Origin of the sequence: Nannocystis sp. RBIL2, assembly GCF_026626745.1 — a bacterium.
Lineage (GTDB): Bacteria > Myxococcota_A > Polyangia > Nannocystales > Nannocystaceae > Nannocystis.
Map to the genome: position 1 here is coordinate 3,998,004 of NZ_JAPNJW010000002.1, position 15,091 is coordinate 4,013,094.

A 15,091-nucleotide genomic window follows, 5' to 3' on the forward strand; every position below is an offset into this window, starting at 1 on the left:
CACAAAAATCTCTCGTCAAGGACTTTCTCGCCTTGTTACCCGGCTCCGCGGGAGGTATCTTCCGCGCGGGATGTTCGAGGACTCTTGGAAGCCGAAGCCGGTCCCGAAGGACTACGTCCTCGTCGAGGAGCTCTCCGAGGTCGCCGGCGTCGACCGCAAGTCCCTCCTCGAGTGGAGCCGCGCCGGCCTTTTGCCGAAGCCGCAGAGCAGTCGCGGCCGCGGGATCGTCTCGAAGTGGCCGAGGATTGCGCTCGAGCTGGCCAAGGTCGTCCGCAAGTACCGCGAACAGGGCTTCGGCCTGCTGGAGATCCGTCCCTACCTCATCAAGGCGTTCGGCGAGCGGATCCTCGACGTGCTACCCGAGCCGACGATCCCGACGCGCAAGCGGGGTCGCAAGACCGCAACATCGTCGGACTCCGAGCCTCCTCAGCGGGAGGACCCGAACGGCTGACAAATTTCAGCATCATTGAGATGGATGTATTCCCGCATACCAAGATTTCGTATTCCTCGTGCCTTCAACCCTCCCTAAGTTCCCCAATAGGCTCGCCATGGTTCGGCGACATCTCGGTGAGATCGGGCGTTCCCGGCGGGGACCTCGACACCCTGTTCCACGCATGGTGCTCTGGCGATGAGTGAGATCGAGAACTTCACCCCATTCGCCCACGGCTCGGCGTGTGGGTACGGGCTCGATGATCGCGCCTACATGATCCATTGTCTGGCGGCTCGCTTTCACCTACCCCCGCCCGGCAGCGCACATCACGGTCCCCTGCTACTCGGCGAACAGCGTGCGCCGTCGATGGCGGACGAGCACTGGGGAGACCCCGCGGTCACGAGCCTCAAGTTCCCTGGCCAAGGCGTCCTCGCGCGCCCGGGCGCCGAGGCCTACGTCGTCGGCTCGGCGTATGCTCCGCGGGGACGCGAGGTCACAGCTCTACGCGCGAAGGTGCGAGTCGGGCCATGTGCCAAGGCTGTGCAGATCACTGGAGCACGGACCTGGCAACGCGGCGTGACAGGCTTGCGCCCGAGCGCACCGGAGCCGTTCACGTCCATGCCGATCCGTTACGAGCGGAGCTTTGGCGGCACGCGCACGAACGCCAAGGGCGAGGTCGTCGCCCAGGAGCCGCGCAATCCGGTCGGGGTCGGGCTCGCCGCCGATGCCGCGGACGCGGTCGGTCAACCGCTCCCGAACCTCGAGGACGCCGGCGAACCTCTAGCCTCATGGGATCAGCGCGTCGCCCCGGCTGGGTTCGGCCCGATTCCTGGGAGTTGGCAACCCCGGCTCGGCTTCGCCGGGACCTACGATTCCGAGTGGGTCGCCAAGAGAGCGCCCTTGTGGCCGAAGGACTGTGACCCGCGGTTCTTCGGAGCGTCGGCCTCCGGACTCTCGGCGCCCGCTCCGTTCCGCGGCGGCGAGGCGGTGCTCCTCGACGGTTTCGCCCCGGAAGGGCCCTTCGAGTTCACTCTGCCCTCCTTCCGGGTGATCGCCAAACACACGTACACAGACCACCAATCGCGCCATGCTCTCGCATGCGACGGCGTGCTCATCGACACCGACGAGCGTGCGATCACCCTGTTCTGGCGCACTGCGGCGCCGCTCGAGCAAGGCCTCCGGCGACTGCTCCGGACCACGATACGACTGCTCGAACCGTGGGAGGAGCCGGTCGAATGAGCGCGGCATCGATCCTCGGCGTGGGAGCATGCACGCCCATCGGCACCACTGCGGCCTCGTCCGCGGCGGCGTTTCGCGCCGGCATCGTTCGCTTTCGGGAGATCGATGATTCCGCAGTAGAGTCCGCTCGAGCTTCATATCTGAGCCAGATCCCCTGGGGCCGCTCCTGCGCCGAGCGCACGCTCGAGCTGACCAGGCGCGCACTCCTCGAGCTGGCGAGATCGTTTCCGCTCGATCCGGTGAGCCGGCTCGCGGCATGGATCGGGATCGCCGAGGCGGAGCCGGAGGCCGCGGCGGTTGAGCGAGCGCTGGCGGGTCATCTGCACGCGACATTTCCCGGGCTCGTGGGACCTCCGACATTCCTGCGCCACGGCCGCGGCGCCTTCTTCACCGCGCTCGCGGCGGCCCAGCGAGCTCTGCTTGCGCGCGACTGCGACCTCGCGCTCGTCGGCGCCGCCGACTCTCTTTGCGCGTCCGGGCCGCTGGAACGCCTTACGCGAGAGCGGCGGCTGCTCGGCCCCGAGCTCGAAGGGGTCATACCGGGCGAGGGGGCAGCTTTCTTGCTGCTCGCGCGGCCGGGCCTGGTCGCTCGCGCCAGGGGGACCCTGCTCTGTTGCGCGACGGCCCGTGAGCCACGGCATCGCCGCCAGGACGCACCCAACATCGCCGAGGCGCTGACGGCAGTGTTCCACGAACTGCGGGCCCACCCGGCGACGCAAGGCCGACGCGCGGACTTGCTGCTCACCTGCGAGACAGGGGAGCCGTTCTGGACGACCGAGCTGGCGACGGCCTATCTTCGCAACGTCCCGTTGATGCCCGAGCCCTTCACCCGCACGACCGCCGCCGAGGGACTTGGCGACCTCGGCGCAGCCGGCGGTGCCGTCATGACCGCGCTCGGGCTCTGCTGGCTCGTTCGCCCGCTGCGGCCACCCGCACCGGAGAGCCCGCAGTCGTTGCTCATGGTGTGCGGCTCGTCGGACGATGGCCACGCCGGCGCTTGCCTGATCGAAGGCACGACGAAGGAGGAGGCAAGCCGATGAGCGACACGACGGCCAACGGCAAGACGATCCTCCACAAGGGCGACCGCCTGAAGCACGTCGCCATGGCACCCGACGTGTGCAAGACCCCCTCGCCGGGGGGCCCCGTCCCGGTGCCCTACCCGAACGTCGCCAAGTCGAGCGACCTCGCCAAGGGCACCAAGTCGGTGACCATCGAGGGCACCCCCGCTGGGATCGCCAGCTCGCACATCCGCACCAGCAGCGGCGACGAAGCCGGGACCGCCGGCGGCGGCATCATCTCCGGCAAGACCAAGGGTACTCTGAAGTGGCTCCGCTTCAGCCTCGACGTCAAGTTCGAGGGCAAAGGCGTAGTGCGCCACCTCGACGAGGGGCTCCACAACGGCAACGCCAACAACACCTACGGAAAACTCCAGGGCGGGACGTACCCCGGAAAGGCGCTCGAGGAGCAGGACATCCTCTGCGACAATTGCGGGCAGTCGATCAACAGCGCCGGCCATGTCCAGCTCAAGCCCTCTTCTTCTGCGAGCCAAGCCGCTGACGCCGCGAACGATCACACCGCCGCGGCCGTGGTGATCGAAGGGGTGAAGAAACCATTCCTCGGGAAAGCCGGCGACCAACGAAGCTTCGTCCTGAACACGAATAATTTCAAGGATCTCGCCAAAAATTTCAAGTCGGGCAAGAAGATTGAGCCCTGGAGCGAGACCGACAGATTCCGGGCCGGGAACTGTGCCGAACAGAAGGCACTTTTCGCCGCATTCAAGTCGGGGAACCTTCAAATCCCGCCGGGTGACGGCGTGAACCTCTCGGTGTTGCAGCAGGAGGGTGGAGGCAAGAAGTTGGTCGAATCCTGCCGCACGTGTAAGCGAGTCCTGGCCTCCATGATGTGTACGAACGACCCTCCCGAGAAGAAAGGGAAGAAGTGATGCCAGGTAACGACAGCGACGCGTACTGGGACGCCGAGATCGACGCGTGGGTCCGGTACTTTTCCGCGTACACGGAATGGTTCGGCGAGCGCATGGTGCCTGCGTCTGAGGCCGATGTGCTGCGCCTCGAGAAGCTAGCTGGCCGCAGATTCCCGGCGGAGCTTCGAGCCTTTCTGCGGCGGATGGGCCACACTCAGCGCGGTGCGCTCGACCCTTTCATGGAGGACTACATCTACGGCATCGACGCCGTCGCCAAGTTCTATCAAGCTCCTCGCGTCCCGGCCCCGCCCGAGGCCGTCTACCTGTGGACGCTCGGCGGAGACTGTGAAATGTTCCTAGACACGGCCCAGGAGCCTCCATACCCGGTGATCGGTTACGGGTGGTATTTTGGGGAGTACGGCGCCATCATCCCGGGCTCGCATCACCCATACATCTACCATGGCAGCCACAGCCTGATGCAGTTCCTGTACTGCGAGGCGTTCCGCTGGCTACGCGTTAGGATGCTCGCGCACAAGACTCGAGTACAACGATCGACGCAGGAACCCGGAGTACCGCCGACCGCAGCGCGCATCGGACAATTCCGAGAGCTCGCGGTGAAGCTAGGATTTTCTTCCGTGCCCTACATGACGGGAGAGCTCGCGTACTACAACCGCGACGACGCCTCTTTTATGCTCTACCCTGGATCCGAGGATAGGATCACGATCCACGCAAAATCCGAGCGGGAACTCGGGCGCCTGCGGGAGATCCTCGTCGATCAACTCGACATGTACGCCCTACAGTGAGAAGGTCCCGCTTGAACGATTCGGCCCAATTATCGAGGAATCGGCGACCAAATACAAAACTTCTCTGGCTCCGAACCTGCGGTCGTCGCGAGAGCTTCCGCAAGGAAATCCGCGAGCGGCTCGCCGAGCACAACCTCTCCCACTTGATGCCAGGCTCGGCTCCGACGCGACCTCCCCCGGCGCCCTCCCCCGGACTTAGCCTGCGAGACAATGTAAGATGGCTCTCCCGACGCTCAATCAATCCGAGGACACCACCCGCGCAGCCTGCCAGGCGCTCGTCGACGCCGAACTGCCTCGTTCGTGGAAGGTCGCTCAGCGCGACATCGAGATCGCCGAGGACGCACGCGATGGCGATCGCCGCCAACTCCTCGTGCGCTGGCCGGGGGGCGAGATCATGCTGCACGTCCGCGTAGCAAACCGGAACACGGAGCGGCCGAACAAGCCCGATGACCAGGGCCACACCACAGGCATCGGGGTCTGGGCCCGCAAAAGTGGCGGCGGAGAGGTACTGTGGGCCAACATCGAATGGAAGCTGCGTGATGCAATCCGTGAGAAGCAGCGAAAGCTGCCCCTCATCGCCAGGAACAGCTTCTACGAGCGCGTCGTCGACGACGATCCCGAACGCAACAGCCGTTACGGCGAGCAGGCACGGGTCATCGCCAATCACAGCGGGCTCGGGAGCAAGGCCGACGTTTTATGCGGCACATACGACCTCGAGACTCGCTCGTGGGAGCCGACGCCCGGCGAGATCCTGCGCCGATTCGTCACGCTCGGGCTGATCAAGACGCACTTCTACTCGGGAGCGCGCTACCAGATCCAAGGCGCCCCCCTGTTCGTCGTCGAGGGCGACGTCCCCGGCTCCGCAGAGTCGGCAGGCGAAGGCAGCTTGGCGGCCGACGAGCCCACAGCCGAGCCCTCTCTAGCGATGCGGATCCTGTTCCCGGACAGCTTCACCCCGCTCGCCCTCACCCCCGAGCGCGTAGCGACCCGCCTCGCCGGCTTCGAGTGCCCGCCCGGCGTCCTCGAGCGCTGCTGCGCCGCCCTCAACGCCGGTAAGCACCTCCTCCTGCTCGGCCCGCCCGGTACCGGCAAAAGCACGATTGCGGCCGCACTCGCCGCCCAGGCCCACGCCGACAGCGCCTGTGGCGGCGACGCCAAGCTCGCCACTGCCTCCGCCGACTGGTCGACCTACGACACGATCGGCGGCTGGGCCCAGCAGGCTGACACCCGCCTCGCCTTCCGCGAGGGCATCGTCACCCGCGCCCTCCGCGAGCGTCGGTGGATCGTCCTCGACGAGGTCAACCGCGCCGACATTGATAAATGTTTCGGCGAGTTGTTCACCGTTCTCAGCGGCGGCACCGTCGTCACCGCCTACACCGACGCCGAAGGTCACGAGGTCACGATCGGCCCCGGCGCCGAGCCCTACAACTTCGGCCCGCACATCCGCCTGATCGCCACCATGAACGTGCGCGACAAGGCCAGCCTGTTTCGCCTGTCCTACGCCTTCATGCGCCGCTTCGCGGCCGTGCATGTCCCCGGCCTCGACGACGACGCCTTGCGTCGCCTGGCCCAGCGGACAGGTGAATCTCGGGGGATCGCCCCCGACCGCTGGGAGCTTGCCGCGCGCGTCCTCTCGCGAGCGCAGGGCCTCGGCAGCGCCGTCGACCTCGGCCCCGCGCTGCTCCTGGACCTCCTCCAGTACGCCGCCCAGCGCCCCGGCGCCAGCCATCAGCGGGCCGTCGGCGAGGGCGTCGAGCTGCTCGTCTTCCCCCAGCTCGAGGGCGCCGAGGACAACCACGCCCAGGAGGCCATCTCCCGGATCGAGCGCCTCTTCACCGAGGACGACGTCCGCCACGAGCTGCACACCAGCCTGCGCAGCTACTTCCCGCACCTCCGCCGCCCATGACCGAGCGCACCTGGGAGACCTGGCTCGAAGGACAGTTCCCGGCGTACCTCCTGCGTTGCGCCGAGGGCCACCCGCGCCCGGCCACTGCAGTCGCCCGCGCGCTCGCCCGCCTCGCCGGCGACGCCGACAGCCTGCACCAGCTCGCCGCGCTCGCGTTCCTGCTCGACCCCGGCAGCGGCGTCGAGCGCCTCGTCTGCGACGACCTCCCGGCCTACCTGCGCCGGATCCATCCGCGCAGCGAACGCGTCCGCGAGGAGCTCCGCGGCCACGTCCGTGGCCGGATCGACTGGGGCCGTACCCTGGTCCTCCAGCAACAGACCCGCGACCCCGCCCGTGCCGTCACCACCAGCCTCCGCCGCTCCTTCAGCACGCCGGAGCTCCTGCTCGTTCGCTGGCTCGTCGAGCGGATCCGCCTCGCCGCCGCGACGCTCGGCCCGAGCGAATATGCGCGCGACGATCTCTGGATCGGACGCCTCTCGCGGATCCACAACGCCGCCGAGACCTGCCTCCGACACGCCGCGCTGCGCGACCTCCCCGAGTCACGCCCGACTGCTGACACCTACCGCGCGTGCGAGCAGAGCCGCGATGCCGCGATCCGCCACGCCGCCATCATCGCCCACGACCACGCCAGCCTCCTCCCTCGCCCCAAACTCGAGCACCTGCGCGACGCTCTCGCCCGCTACTCCCTCGTCCCATACCAACCCGAGACGCGCTTCGAGCTCTACATCCTGCTCACCCTGATCGAATCCATCGACCGCGCCTGGCCCGCGGCCACCCGCAAGAACACCCTGATCGCCGCCAAACGCCGGGCCATCGCCACCTGGCGCGAAGGCCAGGCCGTTCTGCGCCTGTTCTACAACCAGCCGGCCGAGCGCGGCGCCTACACCCTCGCCCTCCTCCACGCCTACGATGCAAGAGCCCACCTGCGCCCCGACCTCCGCCTCGTCTTCGAGGACGACCGCCGCAAGGTCGAGCTTTTGCTCGACGCCAAACTGTCCAGTGACCTCGGCTACCTGCGCGCCGCCTATCTCAAGATGCACGGCTACCTCGCCGACCGGCCCCACGCCTTCGGCAACGACGTCCACCCGAAAGCCATCATCCTCGCCGAGCGGCGCCTTGCCCGCCCGCCCCGTCCCACCGACCCCGTCGTCTACCTCGACCCGACGAGCTGCCGCGAGTCCGGCGCGCTCGACACGTTGATGACCCACTGGCTGGCCCAGCTCCTCTCCCCGGCCACATGAAGTCGCGCCGTAAAGCCCTCTTCGCGGCATTCCAAGCGGAGATGCTTCCTGCTCCTTGGGGCGAGAGCGTGAGCCTCGGTGTACTGGAGCAGATCCCCGGGAGTCGCTACAGGAGATACAAGCCATCCTGTAACACCTGTAAGCGAATCCTGGCTTCCATGATGTGTACGAACCCAGCATCGCCTGAGGAGAAGACATGATGCGAAATAAGGACGACGAGCACTTCTGGGCTGCCGAGCTCGACGCGTGGGCCCGGTACTTCGCCGCCTATGCCGAAGGGTTTGGCGCTCGTTTTGCGCCCGCGTCCGAGGACGATGTCCACCACTTGGAGGTACTCGCAGGCTTCGTATTTTCGCCTGAACCTCGGGCCCTCCTTCGACGCCTCGGTCGCACCCCGCACGGAGCCGCCGCTCCATTCATGGAGGACTATGATTTCGGCATCGACGCGATCGCCACGTTCTACGCGGCCTCCACGGTCCTACCCCACCAGGAGCCGTGTACCTGTGGACGCTCGACCGACAGTCCGAGATGTTCCTCGACACCACTCAGGGCCCCCCGTTCCCGGTGATCGGTTATGAGTGGGGTTTTGACGATGAAGACGAGCCTATCCCGGGATCGCATCGCATGTCCGTCAGACAACGGAGGCGGATCTAGGGCAACAGCCAGGCAACAGCGCGTTCAAAATTCGTCCGACGATCTCCATTTTTTACTTGACTTAGAGCGGGTCGTGCTTTCTACGGCAAGTCTCCTGGACGCACATCTTCTTCCACTGCTCGAGCAATAGGACACGAACTTCGACCTCATCGCCCCCCAGGGATCCTGTGCCACATTCCGCGTTGAGCGACGTGATACAGTGATCGGCCACGCGCAAAATTTGCGCCCAACGAAACTCGCAGTGCGCCAGGACCCGGACTAGCGCAAGAACGATCTTTTTCGCGTCCACGCGCGAACGAGTTGATCGAGCGCCTCGCGGCAACGACTGTATGTCCTGAGGGCAACTCGCGGCACTCTCCCGCAGCATGGAGCTCGACGACCCTTCCGTGTCTTCCGCTGACGCCCAGCACGTCAGCGAAGTCATGCGCGAGCATCCCCTTGGCGCCTCGCGCCTCGGGGACCTCGAGGCAAGGCTCCACAAAGAACGGCTGCGGGAGAAGCTCCTTGGATCGGCGCAGATGCCGGTGGTTGTCGGCGCTCGGTGGGTGCTGCGCGAGAAGATCGACGGCGGCGGGATGGGGGTCGTCTTCAGAGCGTTCGATCCCAAGCTTCAGCGGGACATTGCCCTCAAAGTTCTGCGCCGGGGAGCAAGCGGATCTCCCGAGGACCGACGCAAGCGACTCGAACGGGAGGCGCGCGCCATGGCGAAGGTCGAGCATCGGAACGTCGTCCACGTCTACGACTTCCACGTCGATGACGATCCCGAGGAGCTCACGTTCGTCGTCATGGAGTTCGTCGCGGGCACGACGCTCCGCGGGTGGTTGAAGGCCTCTCCACGCACGTGGCCGGAGATCGCCAAGAAGTTCCTCGACGCGGCCCAGGGGATTGCGTGCGTCCACGGACACGACATCGTCCATCGGGACATCAAGCCCGACAACATCCTGATCCGTGCCGCGGATGAATGGGTCCTCCTCGGCGACTTCGGCCTCGTGCGCGCCCCCGCCGATGACGCCCAGGACCTACGCTCGCCGGCGGTCGACGAGGCGGGGCAAACCCCGCTGCGGCTGACGCCTGCGGGAGGGGTGGTCGGCACCCTCCCGTACGTCGCGCCTGAACACTTCGACAGGGGCGAGGCGGACTCGCGCAGCGACCAGTACAGCTTCTTCGTCTCGTTCCACGAGGCCCTTTACAAGAAACATCCCTATAGTGGGAGCTCGGCGGCCGAGCTTCGGAATTCGATCAGGGAGGGGCTAAAACCCCTCGAAGCTGGCCCGCTCGGCGTACCGCGATGGCTTCGTGAGGCGCTCCACCGCGGGCTCTCCGAAGACCCCACCAAGCGCTTCGGCTCGATGAAAGAAGTGATCGGGACGCTCGAGCGCGGCCTCAACGTAGCACGCTTGCGACCCCTCGCGTACACACTCTTCACGGCCGTGCTGATCACAATCCTCGGAGCCCTGACATGGCCCGTGCGGCAAAGGCCGTGTGAAAACCTCGAGCGCAACATCGCCGGGCTCTGGGATGAGCCGGGCCGGGGGTCGGGCAGCTTCAGCTTCGACGCAGGCGAATCGTCAACTGCCGCGCATGCGCCGCAGTTCTTGCAACGCGGATTCGAGGACTACCGCGAAACGTGGCTCGAACTCAAGCGGGACACCTGCCGCCTTCGTGCTGCCCCGGATGACGACACGAACGACGAGCGAATGCGCCTGGCCTTGGCGCAAGACGCCTGCCTCGGCGAGAGCCTCGGGCTGGCTCGAGCCATCGGCAAGCGGACACAGGAGGGAGGAGCCGCAGTTGACGCGGCGACTCCGGAACTCGTCCAGGCGCTACAGGACAGCGTGACACGTTGTCGATTCCCGGGGTCGCTCGCGCCGGGAGGCCCACGTGACGTCGCCTCTTTACACCTGCTGAGCACCGCCCGGGAGCGCATCTCCGATGCCCGCGTGCAGGAATACGCGGGCAACTATGAGGCCGCTCTGCGCCTAGCCAACGAGTCGCTCGTCGTAGGTAGCACAATCGGCGATCGGGTGCTGACCGCCGAATCGCTGCTGCGCCTCGGGCGGACCCACTCCTTGCTTCGACAGCGTGAGCTGGCGAGCGCGGCCTTGCGGCGCGCGCAACGGCTCGCTCAGTCCGCCCAGCACGCGGAGCTCATCCATGAAGCGTCAGTCGAGCTCATGAAGACCCTGATCCTCGACTTTGAGGACATCACGCAAGCGAAATTCATCGCCGACGCCTTTATCCGCCCTGCCATTGAAGGATGGACGGCCCACCAGCCGCGTCGGCAGGCGGACGGTCACGAAGCTCTCGGCATTCTGGCTCGCGCCGAGGGCCGTTCGGATGCGGCAATTGAGCACCACGAGGCGGCTCTGGCGCTCCGCCGCGGGGTTGGCGGATGGGGGCCCACCGGGGACTCGTTCCGTTCCCTGCTTAACCTCGCTAACGTCCTCTCTGAACCAGGCACCACGCTCGAGCAACGCTCCCGCGCCCGCAGCCTCTACAAGGAATCTCTACAACTCGCCGTTGCTGCGTTCGGCGGCCTTCATCCGCGCACCTTGGAGGTTCGCACTACCTATGCCCTCTTCCTGGACGAAGGCGGCGAACAGGAGACTGCGCGCGAACAACTGGCGCTCGCGCTACCCGCCGCCGAGCGATACTTCGGCAAGGAGAGCTGGCGCACTGGCAAATTGCACCTGCAGCTCGGTCGCCTCGCTCTCGTGGACAACGACCGTGCGACAGCCCAGGCTCACCTCGACAGCGCGCTTCCGCTGCTGAAGACCCACGCGGCACGAGAGCATGTCCATGGCGACTTCGTGACCGCGCTGCACTTCCGGGCACTGCTCCACCGCGACGCCGGAGAATATCACGCCGCTCTGTCCGACTACCAGACCATCCTCGATCTGTTGGGTCCTGCGCCGCGTGATCGATTCACGTATCGTCAGACCCTCATTTACCATGCCGAGGCACTCCTTCACCAGGGTGCCGCCGACGACGCCATCCGCAGCTTGGAGCGAGCGCAAGCGCACGCACCGGCCAGCGGCGACGACCTGGACGTGCTCCTGCTCGCGGCCCTCGCCGACGGTTACCACCGGATGGGCCGCAAGAACGAGGCTCGCGCGGCGGCGAACGACGCCGCGGCGGCGTACACAAGACTCGGCCTCGCCGATCCCGAGCTCATCGACATGATCGAGCGGGCTCGCGCCGACGACTAACTGGGAACCTCCAACCAAGAGAGTCCCATGGCGGTCGACATTCCCAACACCTCCCCCATCCTTTTCACCGCGGGCTACGACGCGAACGGCGCCCTCCAGCTACTGTATGGCACCCAGTACCTGGCCGACGAGGACGATACGGTCCTCGCCTCCATCGTCGAGATCAGCTCCACGGCTCTGTGCACCGTCGACTTCACCCACAACGGCTCTATTCGGAACGTCTACGCGTTCACGATCGGTGCCACCGGCGGCCTCACCGCCTGGACGCGCTCGGGCTCGAACTCGATCTCCGCCACGGTCACGCAGGCCATGATCACCAGCCAGTCCTGGTACATCTTCGACTTTGTCGCGCTCGATGTGCCGAACGGCACGTCGCCCCCCAACCTCACCACTCAGAGCCAGGCAGAACAGCAAGGCGGCCGCATCATCCGCGTCAAGATCCGGAAGGATGATGTCCGCCCGATCCCCCCGATCAAAGGGAATGGCCAGTGAATCACGCCAAGACCGACAAAGAGCTCGTCCACATGTGGGCGACCGGCGACAGCCAAGCCGGCGCCGAGCTGATCGAGCGTCATAGCGTCGCCGTGTTTCGTTTCCTTCGCAATAAGGTCCCCGAGCACGCGATCGACGAATTGTCGCAGGTGATCTTCGAGGCATGCGCACGCGGCATCGAGAGCTTCCGCGAGGAGGCCTCGTTCCGCACGTACTTGTACAGGATCGCCTGTAATCGAATCGTCGACTTCTACCGCAAGCAGCACCGCGCGGTGAGCGTCGTCGATATCGACGTCCTGACGCATTCGATCGAAGACCTCGGCGCCGGCCCCTCCACGTGGCTAGCGCGCCGAGAAGAGCAGCGGATCCTCATCAACGCGCTCCGCCGGCTCCCTTTGCAGGACCAGATCGTCCTCGAGCTCTTCTACTGGGAGGACATGACCGCCGCCGAGATCGGCGAGGTCATGAACGTCGTCGAGCCGACTGTCCGTGGCAGGCTCCGAGCCGCAAAGAAGCGACTCGCCGAGCTGTACCAAGAGACAAGTGCCGCCGGGCCCCGCGGCGAGGACACCGAACAGGACGTTCAGAGCTGGCTGTGTGACATCCGCGGCCAGCTCGCCAAGAGCTGAATCGAACGATCACGGAGGCGGAGGAGGGGCACAAGCCCCTCCTCTGCGTTCACTTCTTGGGCGGGCGCCTCGGCAACGGGATCCATCCCCGCGAGTCGAAGCCCTCTTTGCAGTAGCCACGGATGTCATCGGCCCCCGGGCGATTGTCCGCCTCGACCTGTGCACGTCCCTGCTCGAGCGCCGACTCCAGGCTCTTCCCAAAAGCTAAAGCGCGGTAGAAGCCCTTGGTGAACGAGATGGCCGTCTTGTCGTTCAACGGCTGGTCGACGCCGATGACAAAGTCGAAGTAGCGCTGCAGCTCGACCGCGAGCTTGGCGGAGAAACACGCGTTGACCACGACGACGCGCACGTTCGGCCCCGCCGCACGGAGAGCTCGCACGATCCCCGCCATGGGCACCGGCCGTCCCTTGTTGGCGGGATCGACCAGACAGATGTCGCCCGCCTCGGATCCATGCGCGCTCAAATGCACGACGTGGGGGTCATGGGCGTTCATGCACCACATCAGGTCGTCGGTCGTGACCGCCGTCTCGGCGAAGAGCTCGAAGCGCGGACTGTCGATGGCATCACGCAGCTTGTGCTTGAGCTCCCGGAACTCCGTATCGATGTCGAGCCGCGCCTCATCGCGGGGGCTCGCCCCCAGCGCCAGGATTCGCAGCGTCTCGCTCTCAATCCGACGCGGATACCTCAGCGCCGGAACATACGACGTGGCCGCATAGTTCGGAAACTCGACCGGCCCGTGGATGTTCGGGTTGATCGACCGCCCGACCATCGCGGCGAGCTGCGCCGGCCCGGCGACGAAGATCACGAGCCCCGTGTGTTGGTGGAATCGGCGGCGAATCCCCTGGATCTCGCGGTCGAGCTGATCCGACGCCGAGTCCGCGTTCGCGTCCGTGATCAGGCGGCGGACGCCGTTCGTGCTGATCTCCAGGACCCCGGCGATCGCCGTCCCCTGCTCCTTCATGTACTCGCGGATCATCGCGAAATCCATGGTGTGTTCGGTCGACACGAACACGGCGACCTTCCCCGAGCCGTCGAGGCCGTCCAATTGGCGAACGGCCGAGAAAAATGGCGCCCTCGTCCCCTCGGGCGGTCGTCGAATCGGGACATGATGCCACTCGTTCTCGTAGCGGTTCAGCACGGTGATCGTCGCCCACTTCGACAGCCGAGTGGCGACGTAGGCGAACAGCGGCAACGCCGCCCGACCGGTCAGATAGTAATGCACGTCGTGGTCCGGCAACCGGCGCGCGTGCTCGGCTGCGGACTCGATCATCTCGTCGGCTGCATCGAGCCAGGCGTCCCACGCGATCTCAGTGGCACTGCGCGCGGTCTGGACTACGCCGAACTCTGACAGGCGGAGAACGTGCTGCCTCCCGCTCGGGATCTGGCCCTCGAACTGCTCGGTTCGGATCTCGTTGTCCCGCCACGGATCCAGCACGATGACGATGTGTAGTTGCTTGTTCTGCGATTCGGCCATTGTCCTCACCTCTCATGGTGCAGTGTCGTCTTGAATGGAGTCACTTGAAATCTTCACCGAAGAGCTCGCGCCAGAGCTGCCTGGACTCGCGCTCATCCTCGGTCTCGATCGCTCTGCGAGCCTTGTGAGCCCCGGTCTCGGCGAGATTCACGAACGCCGCGAAATCGATGGCAGGGACTCGAGCCAACACGTTTTGGCTCGGGACCCCGTGATTGGGCAAGACTGGGGTCTGACGTGTCCGCGCGTGCCAGGCGTACTTGTCGCGTATCGCCTCGAACGTCCCTGCGACCCCCTCCGCAACCGATCTGATACCATCCGGGCAGCAGTCGTCCACGAGCCGCTCCAGCGGATAACCCTTCGGGTGCGTCGGAAGCGAGCGATGCCTCCGGTGCCACCATTTGATCGCCTTGACGACGTTGACGAAGTGTCCGTTGCAACTCGCGTTTCGCTGCCGCGTCCAGGCGATCTGCGCTAGCGGGTGCGTTGGTTCCCAGCGCGACGTCTCGCGGCTGGGGATGAGGAGAGGGCTCAGCGTCCAGGCGGCCGTCTCGGCGGTCGTCGGTTGCGGCGCCTCGTCCAGCGGAAGCCCGGCGCATTCACCGCGCAGGACCTCGATCTCACACGGCGCCGAGGTCACGACCAGCTCGAGATGAACCCCATCCAGCTCGATCCCGAGCGAGCGCCCCTGCGAAGTCCAAACGTCTCGATAATATTGGCGCAAGAACGTCTTGAACCGGCCCAGTACATCGTTGGGCGAGGTTCGGCGCGGAGCGATATCGGTCACCACGACGACATCGACGTCGACGCGCCGGCCGTCTCTCGACCGGATCGCCGTCGCCCGGCGAAAGCTACCTTGTAAGAATATTCCGACGATGCAATGCCTGAGATCGCTATCGGCGAGGAGGCGCTCTCTTAGTGCTCGGTGCCCCGCCGTCGCAGCCGCGCGCTGACCCTCGGTCGGGCGGATGCGCTCGAGAAACTCTGAGAAGGCGCTGGTTGGTTGCATCGCAAATAGTAGTCGTCATGCGCAGCCTCTCGATCACCCGGCGTCGTGATTGCCGTGCGTGTCGTTCGAGCCTTTGCTTCGATCGAC

At 65.9% G+C, this 15,091-nt stretch carries 13 protein-coding genes; 10 read left to right on the forward strand and 3 right to left on the reverse strand.

Annotated elements, in window-relative coordinates:
* The first annotated feature begins 70 nt into the window (after window positions 1-70).
* The 7 genes from OV090_RS40925 to OV090_RS40955 all read left to right on the forward strand — a co-directional run bounded on the left by OV090_RS40925 (window position 71) and on the right by OV090_RS40955 (window position 7,540).
* A complete protein-coding gene (locus tag OV090_RS40925) occupies window positions 71-451 on the forward strand; it encodes a MerR family transcriptional regulator (protein WP_267710308.1) in 381 nt (126 codons plus the stop codon).
* A 177-nt stretch (window positions 452-628) separates the two neighbouring features.
* Window positions 629-1,669 (forward strand): DUF2169 domain-containing protein, encoded by a 1,041-nt coding sequence (locus OV090_RS40930; protein WP_267710309.1) that lies wholly within the window; start codon window positions 629-631, stop codon window positions 1,667-1,669.
* Window positions 1,666-2,709: a beta-ketoacyl synthase N-terminal-like domain-containing protein gene (locus tag OV090_RS40935; RefSeq protein ID WP_267710310.1), complete on the forward strand. Its 1,044-nt coding sequence runs from the start codon at window positions 1,666-1,668 to the stop codon at window positions 2,707-2,709. Before OV090_RS40930 ends, OV090_RS40935 begins: the two co-directional genes overlap by 4 nt.
* Entirely contained in the window at window positions 2,706-3,611 is a 906-nt protein-coding gene (locus tag OV090_RS40940; protein ID WP_267710311.1) for a DUF4150 domain-containing protein, read from the forward strand. The genes OV090_RS40935 and OV090_RS40940 overlap by 4 nt, the downstream gene beginning before the upstream one ends.
* On the forward strand, window positions 3,611-4,393 hold the full coding sequence (locus tag OV090_RS40945) for an SMI1/KNR4 family protein (RefSeq protein ID WP_267710312.1): 783 nt from the start codon (window positions 3,611-3,613) through the stop codon (window positions 4,391-4,393). The genes OV090_RS40940 and OV090_RS40945 overlap by 1 nt, the downstream gene beginning before the upstream one ends.
* A 217-nt stretch (window positions 4,394-4,610) precedes the next feature.
* Window positions 4,611-6,299 (forward strand): AAA family ATPase, encoded by a 1,689-nt coding sequence (locus OV090_RS40950; RefSeq protein ID WP_267710313.1) that lies wholly within the window; start codon window positions 4,611-4,613, stop codon window positions 6,297-6,299.
* Window positions 6,296-7,540, forward strand: coding sequence for a hypothetical protein (locus tag OV090_RS40955; protein WP_267710314.1), 1,245 nt, complete (start codon window positions 6,296-6,298; stop codon window positions 7,538-7,540). Before OV090_RS40950 ends, OV090_RS40955 begins: the two co-directional genes overlap by 4 nt.
* 106 nt (window positions 7,541-7,646) lie before the next feature.
* Here OV090_RS40955 and OV090_RS40960 read toward each other — a convergent pair whose 3' ends face one another.
* Entirely contained in the window at window positions 7,647-7,862 is a 216-nt protein-coding gene (locus OV090_RS40960; protein WP_267710315.1) for a hypothetical protein, read from the reverse strand.
* A 697-nt stretch (window positions 7,863-8,559) separates the two neighbouring features.
* On the opposite strand from OV090_RS40960, the gene OV090_RS40965 reads away from it, so the two are divergent.
* From OV090_RS40965 to OV090_RS40975, 3 genes are read left to right on the forward strand one after another with little or no spacing between them, the layout of a single operon-like run.
* Window positions 8,560-11,403, forward strand: a complete 2,844-nt coding sequence (locus OV090_RS40965) for a serine/threonine-protein kinase (protein WP_267710316.1) — start codon at window positions 8,560-8,562, stop codon at window positions 11,401-11,403.
* 27 nt (window positions 11,404-11,430) lie between these two features.
* Window positions 11,431-11,895 carry a hypothetical protein gene (locus tag OV090_RS40970; RefSeq protein WP_267710317.1) on the forward strand — a complete coding sequence of 155 codons (465 nt, stop codon included), beginning with the start codon at window positions 11,431-11,433 and terminating at the stop codon, window positions 11,893-11,895.
* Window positions 11,896-11,927: 32 nt separating this feature from the next.
* Entirely contained in the window at window positions 11,928-12,524 is a 597-nt protein-coding gene (locus tag OV090_RS40975; protein ID WP_267710318.1) for a sigma-70 family RNA polymerase sigma factor, read from the forward strand.
* A gap of 49 nt (window positions 12,525-12,573) precedes the next feature.
* On the opposite strand, the gene OV090_RS40980 is transcribed toward OV090_RS40975, so the two are convergent.
* Both OV090_RS40980 and OV090_RS40985 read right to left on the reverse strand, forming a co-directional pair.
* Entirely contained in the window at window positions 12,574-13,998 is a 1,425-nt protein-coding gene (locus OV090_RS40980) for an SAVED domain-containing protein (protein WP_267710319.1), read from the reverse strand.
* 40 nt (window positions 13,999-14,038) lie between these two features.
* A complete protein-coding gene (locus OV090_RS40985) occupies window positions 14,039-15,004 on the reverse strand; it encodes a nucleotidyltransferase (RefSeq protein WP_267710320.1) in 966 nt (321 codons plus the stop codon).
* Window positions 15,005-15,091: the final 87 nt, after the last annotated feature.

Excerpts from the sequence above, each read along its gene's own strand:
- OV090_RS40935 (WP_267710310.1), top strand. The coding sequence starts at position 1,666 with ATGAGCGCGGCATCGATCCTCGGCGTGGGAGCATGCACGCCCATCGGC.
- OV090_RS40980 (WP_267710319.1), bottom strand. The coding sequence starts at position 13,998 with ATGGCCGAATCGCAGAACAAGCAACTACACATCGTCATCGTGCTGGAT.
- OV090_RS40930 (WP_267710309.1), top strand. The coding sequence starts at position 629 with ATGAGTGAGATCGAGAACTTCACCCCATTCGCCCACGGCTCGGCGTGT.
- OV090_RS40950 (WP_267710313.1), top strand. The coding sequence starts at position 4,611 with ATGGCTCTCCCGACGCTCAATCAATCCGAGGACACCACCCGCGCAGCC.
- OV090_RS40955 (WP_267710314.1), top strand. The coding sequence starts at position 6,296 with ATGACCGAGCGCACCTGGGAGACCTGGCTCGAAGGACAGTTCCCGGCG.
- OV090_RS40965 (WP_267710316.1), top strand. The coding sequence starts at position 8,560 with ATGGAGCTCGACGACCCTTCCGTGTCTTCCGCTGACGCCCAGCACGTC.
- OV090_RS40945 (WP_267710312.1), top strand. The coding sequence starts at position 3,611 with ATGCCAGGTAACGACAGCGACGCGTACTGGGACGCCGAGATCGACGCG.
- OV090_RS40970 (WP_267710317.1), top strand. The coding sequence starts at position 11,431 with ATGGCGGTCGACATTCCCAACACCTCCCCCATCCTTTTCACCGCGGGC.
- OV090_RS40925 (WP_267710308.1), top strand. The coding sequence starts at position 71 with ATGTTCGAGGACTCTTGGAAGCCGAAGCCGGTCCCGAAGGACTACGTC.
- OV090_RS40940 (WP_267710311.1), top strand. The coding sequence starts at position 2,706 with ATGAGCGACACGACGGCCAACGGCAAGACGATCCTCCACAAGGGCGAC.
- OV090_RS40975 (WP_267710318.1), top strand. The coding sequence starts at position 11,928 with ATGTGGGCGACCGGCGACAGCCAAGCCGGCGCCGAGCTGATCGAGCGT.
- OV090_RS40985 (WP_267710320.1), bottom strand. The coding sequence starts at position 15,004 with ATGCAACCAACCAGCGCCTTCTCAGAGTTTCTCGAGCGCATCCGCCCG.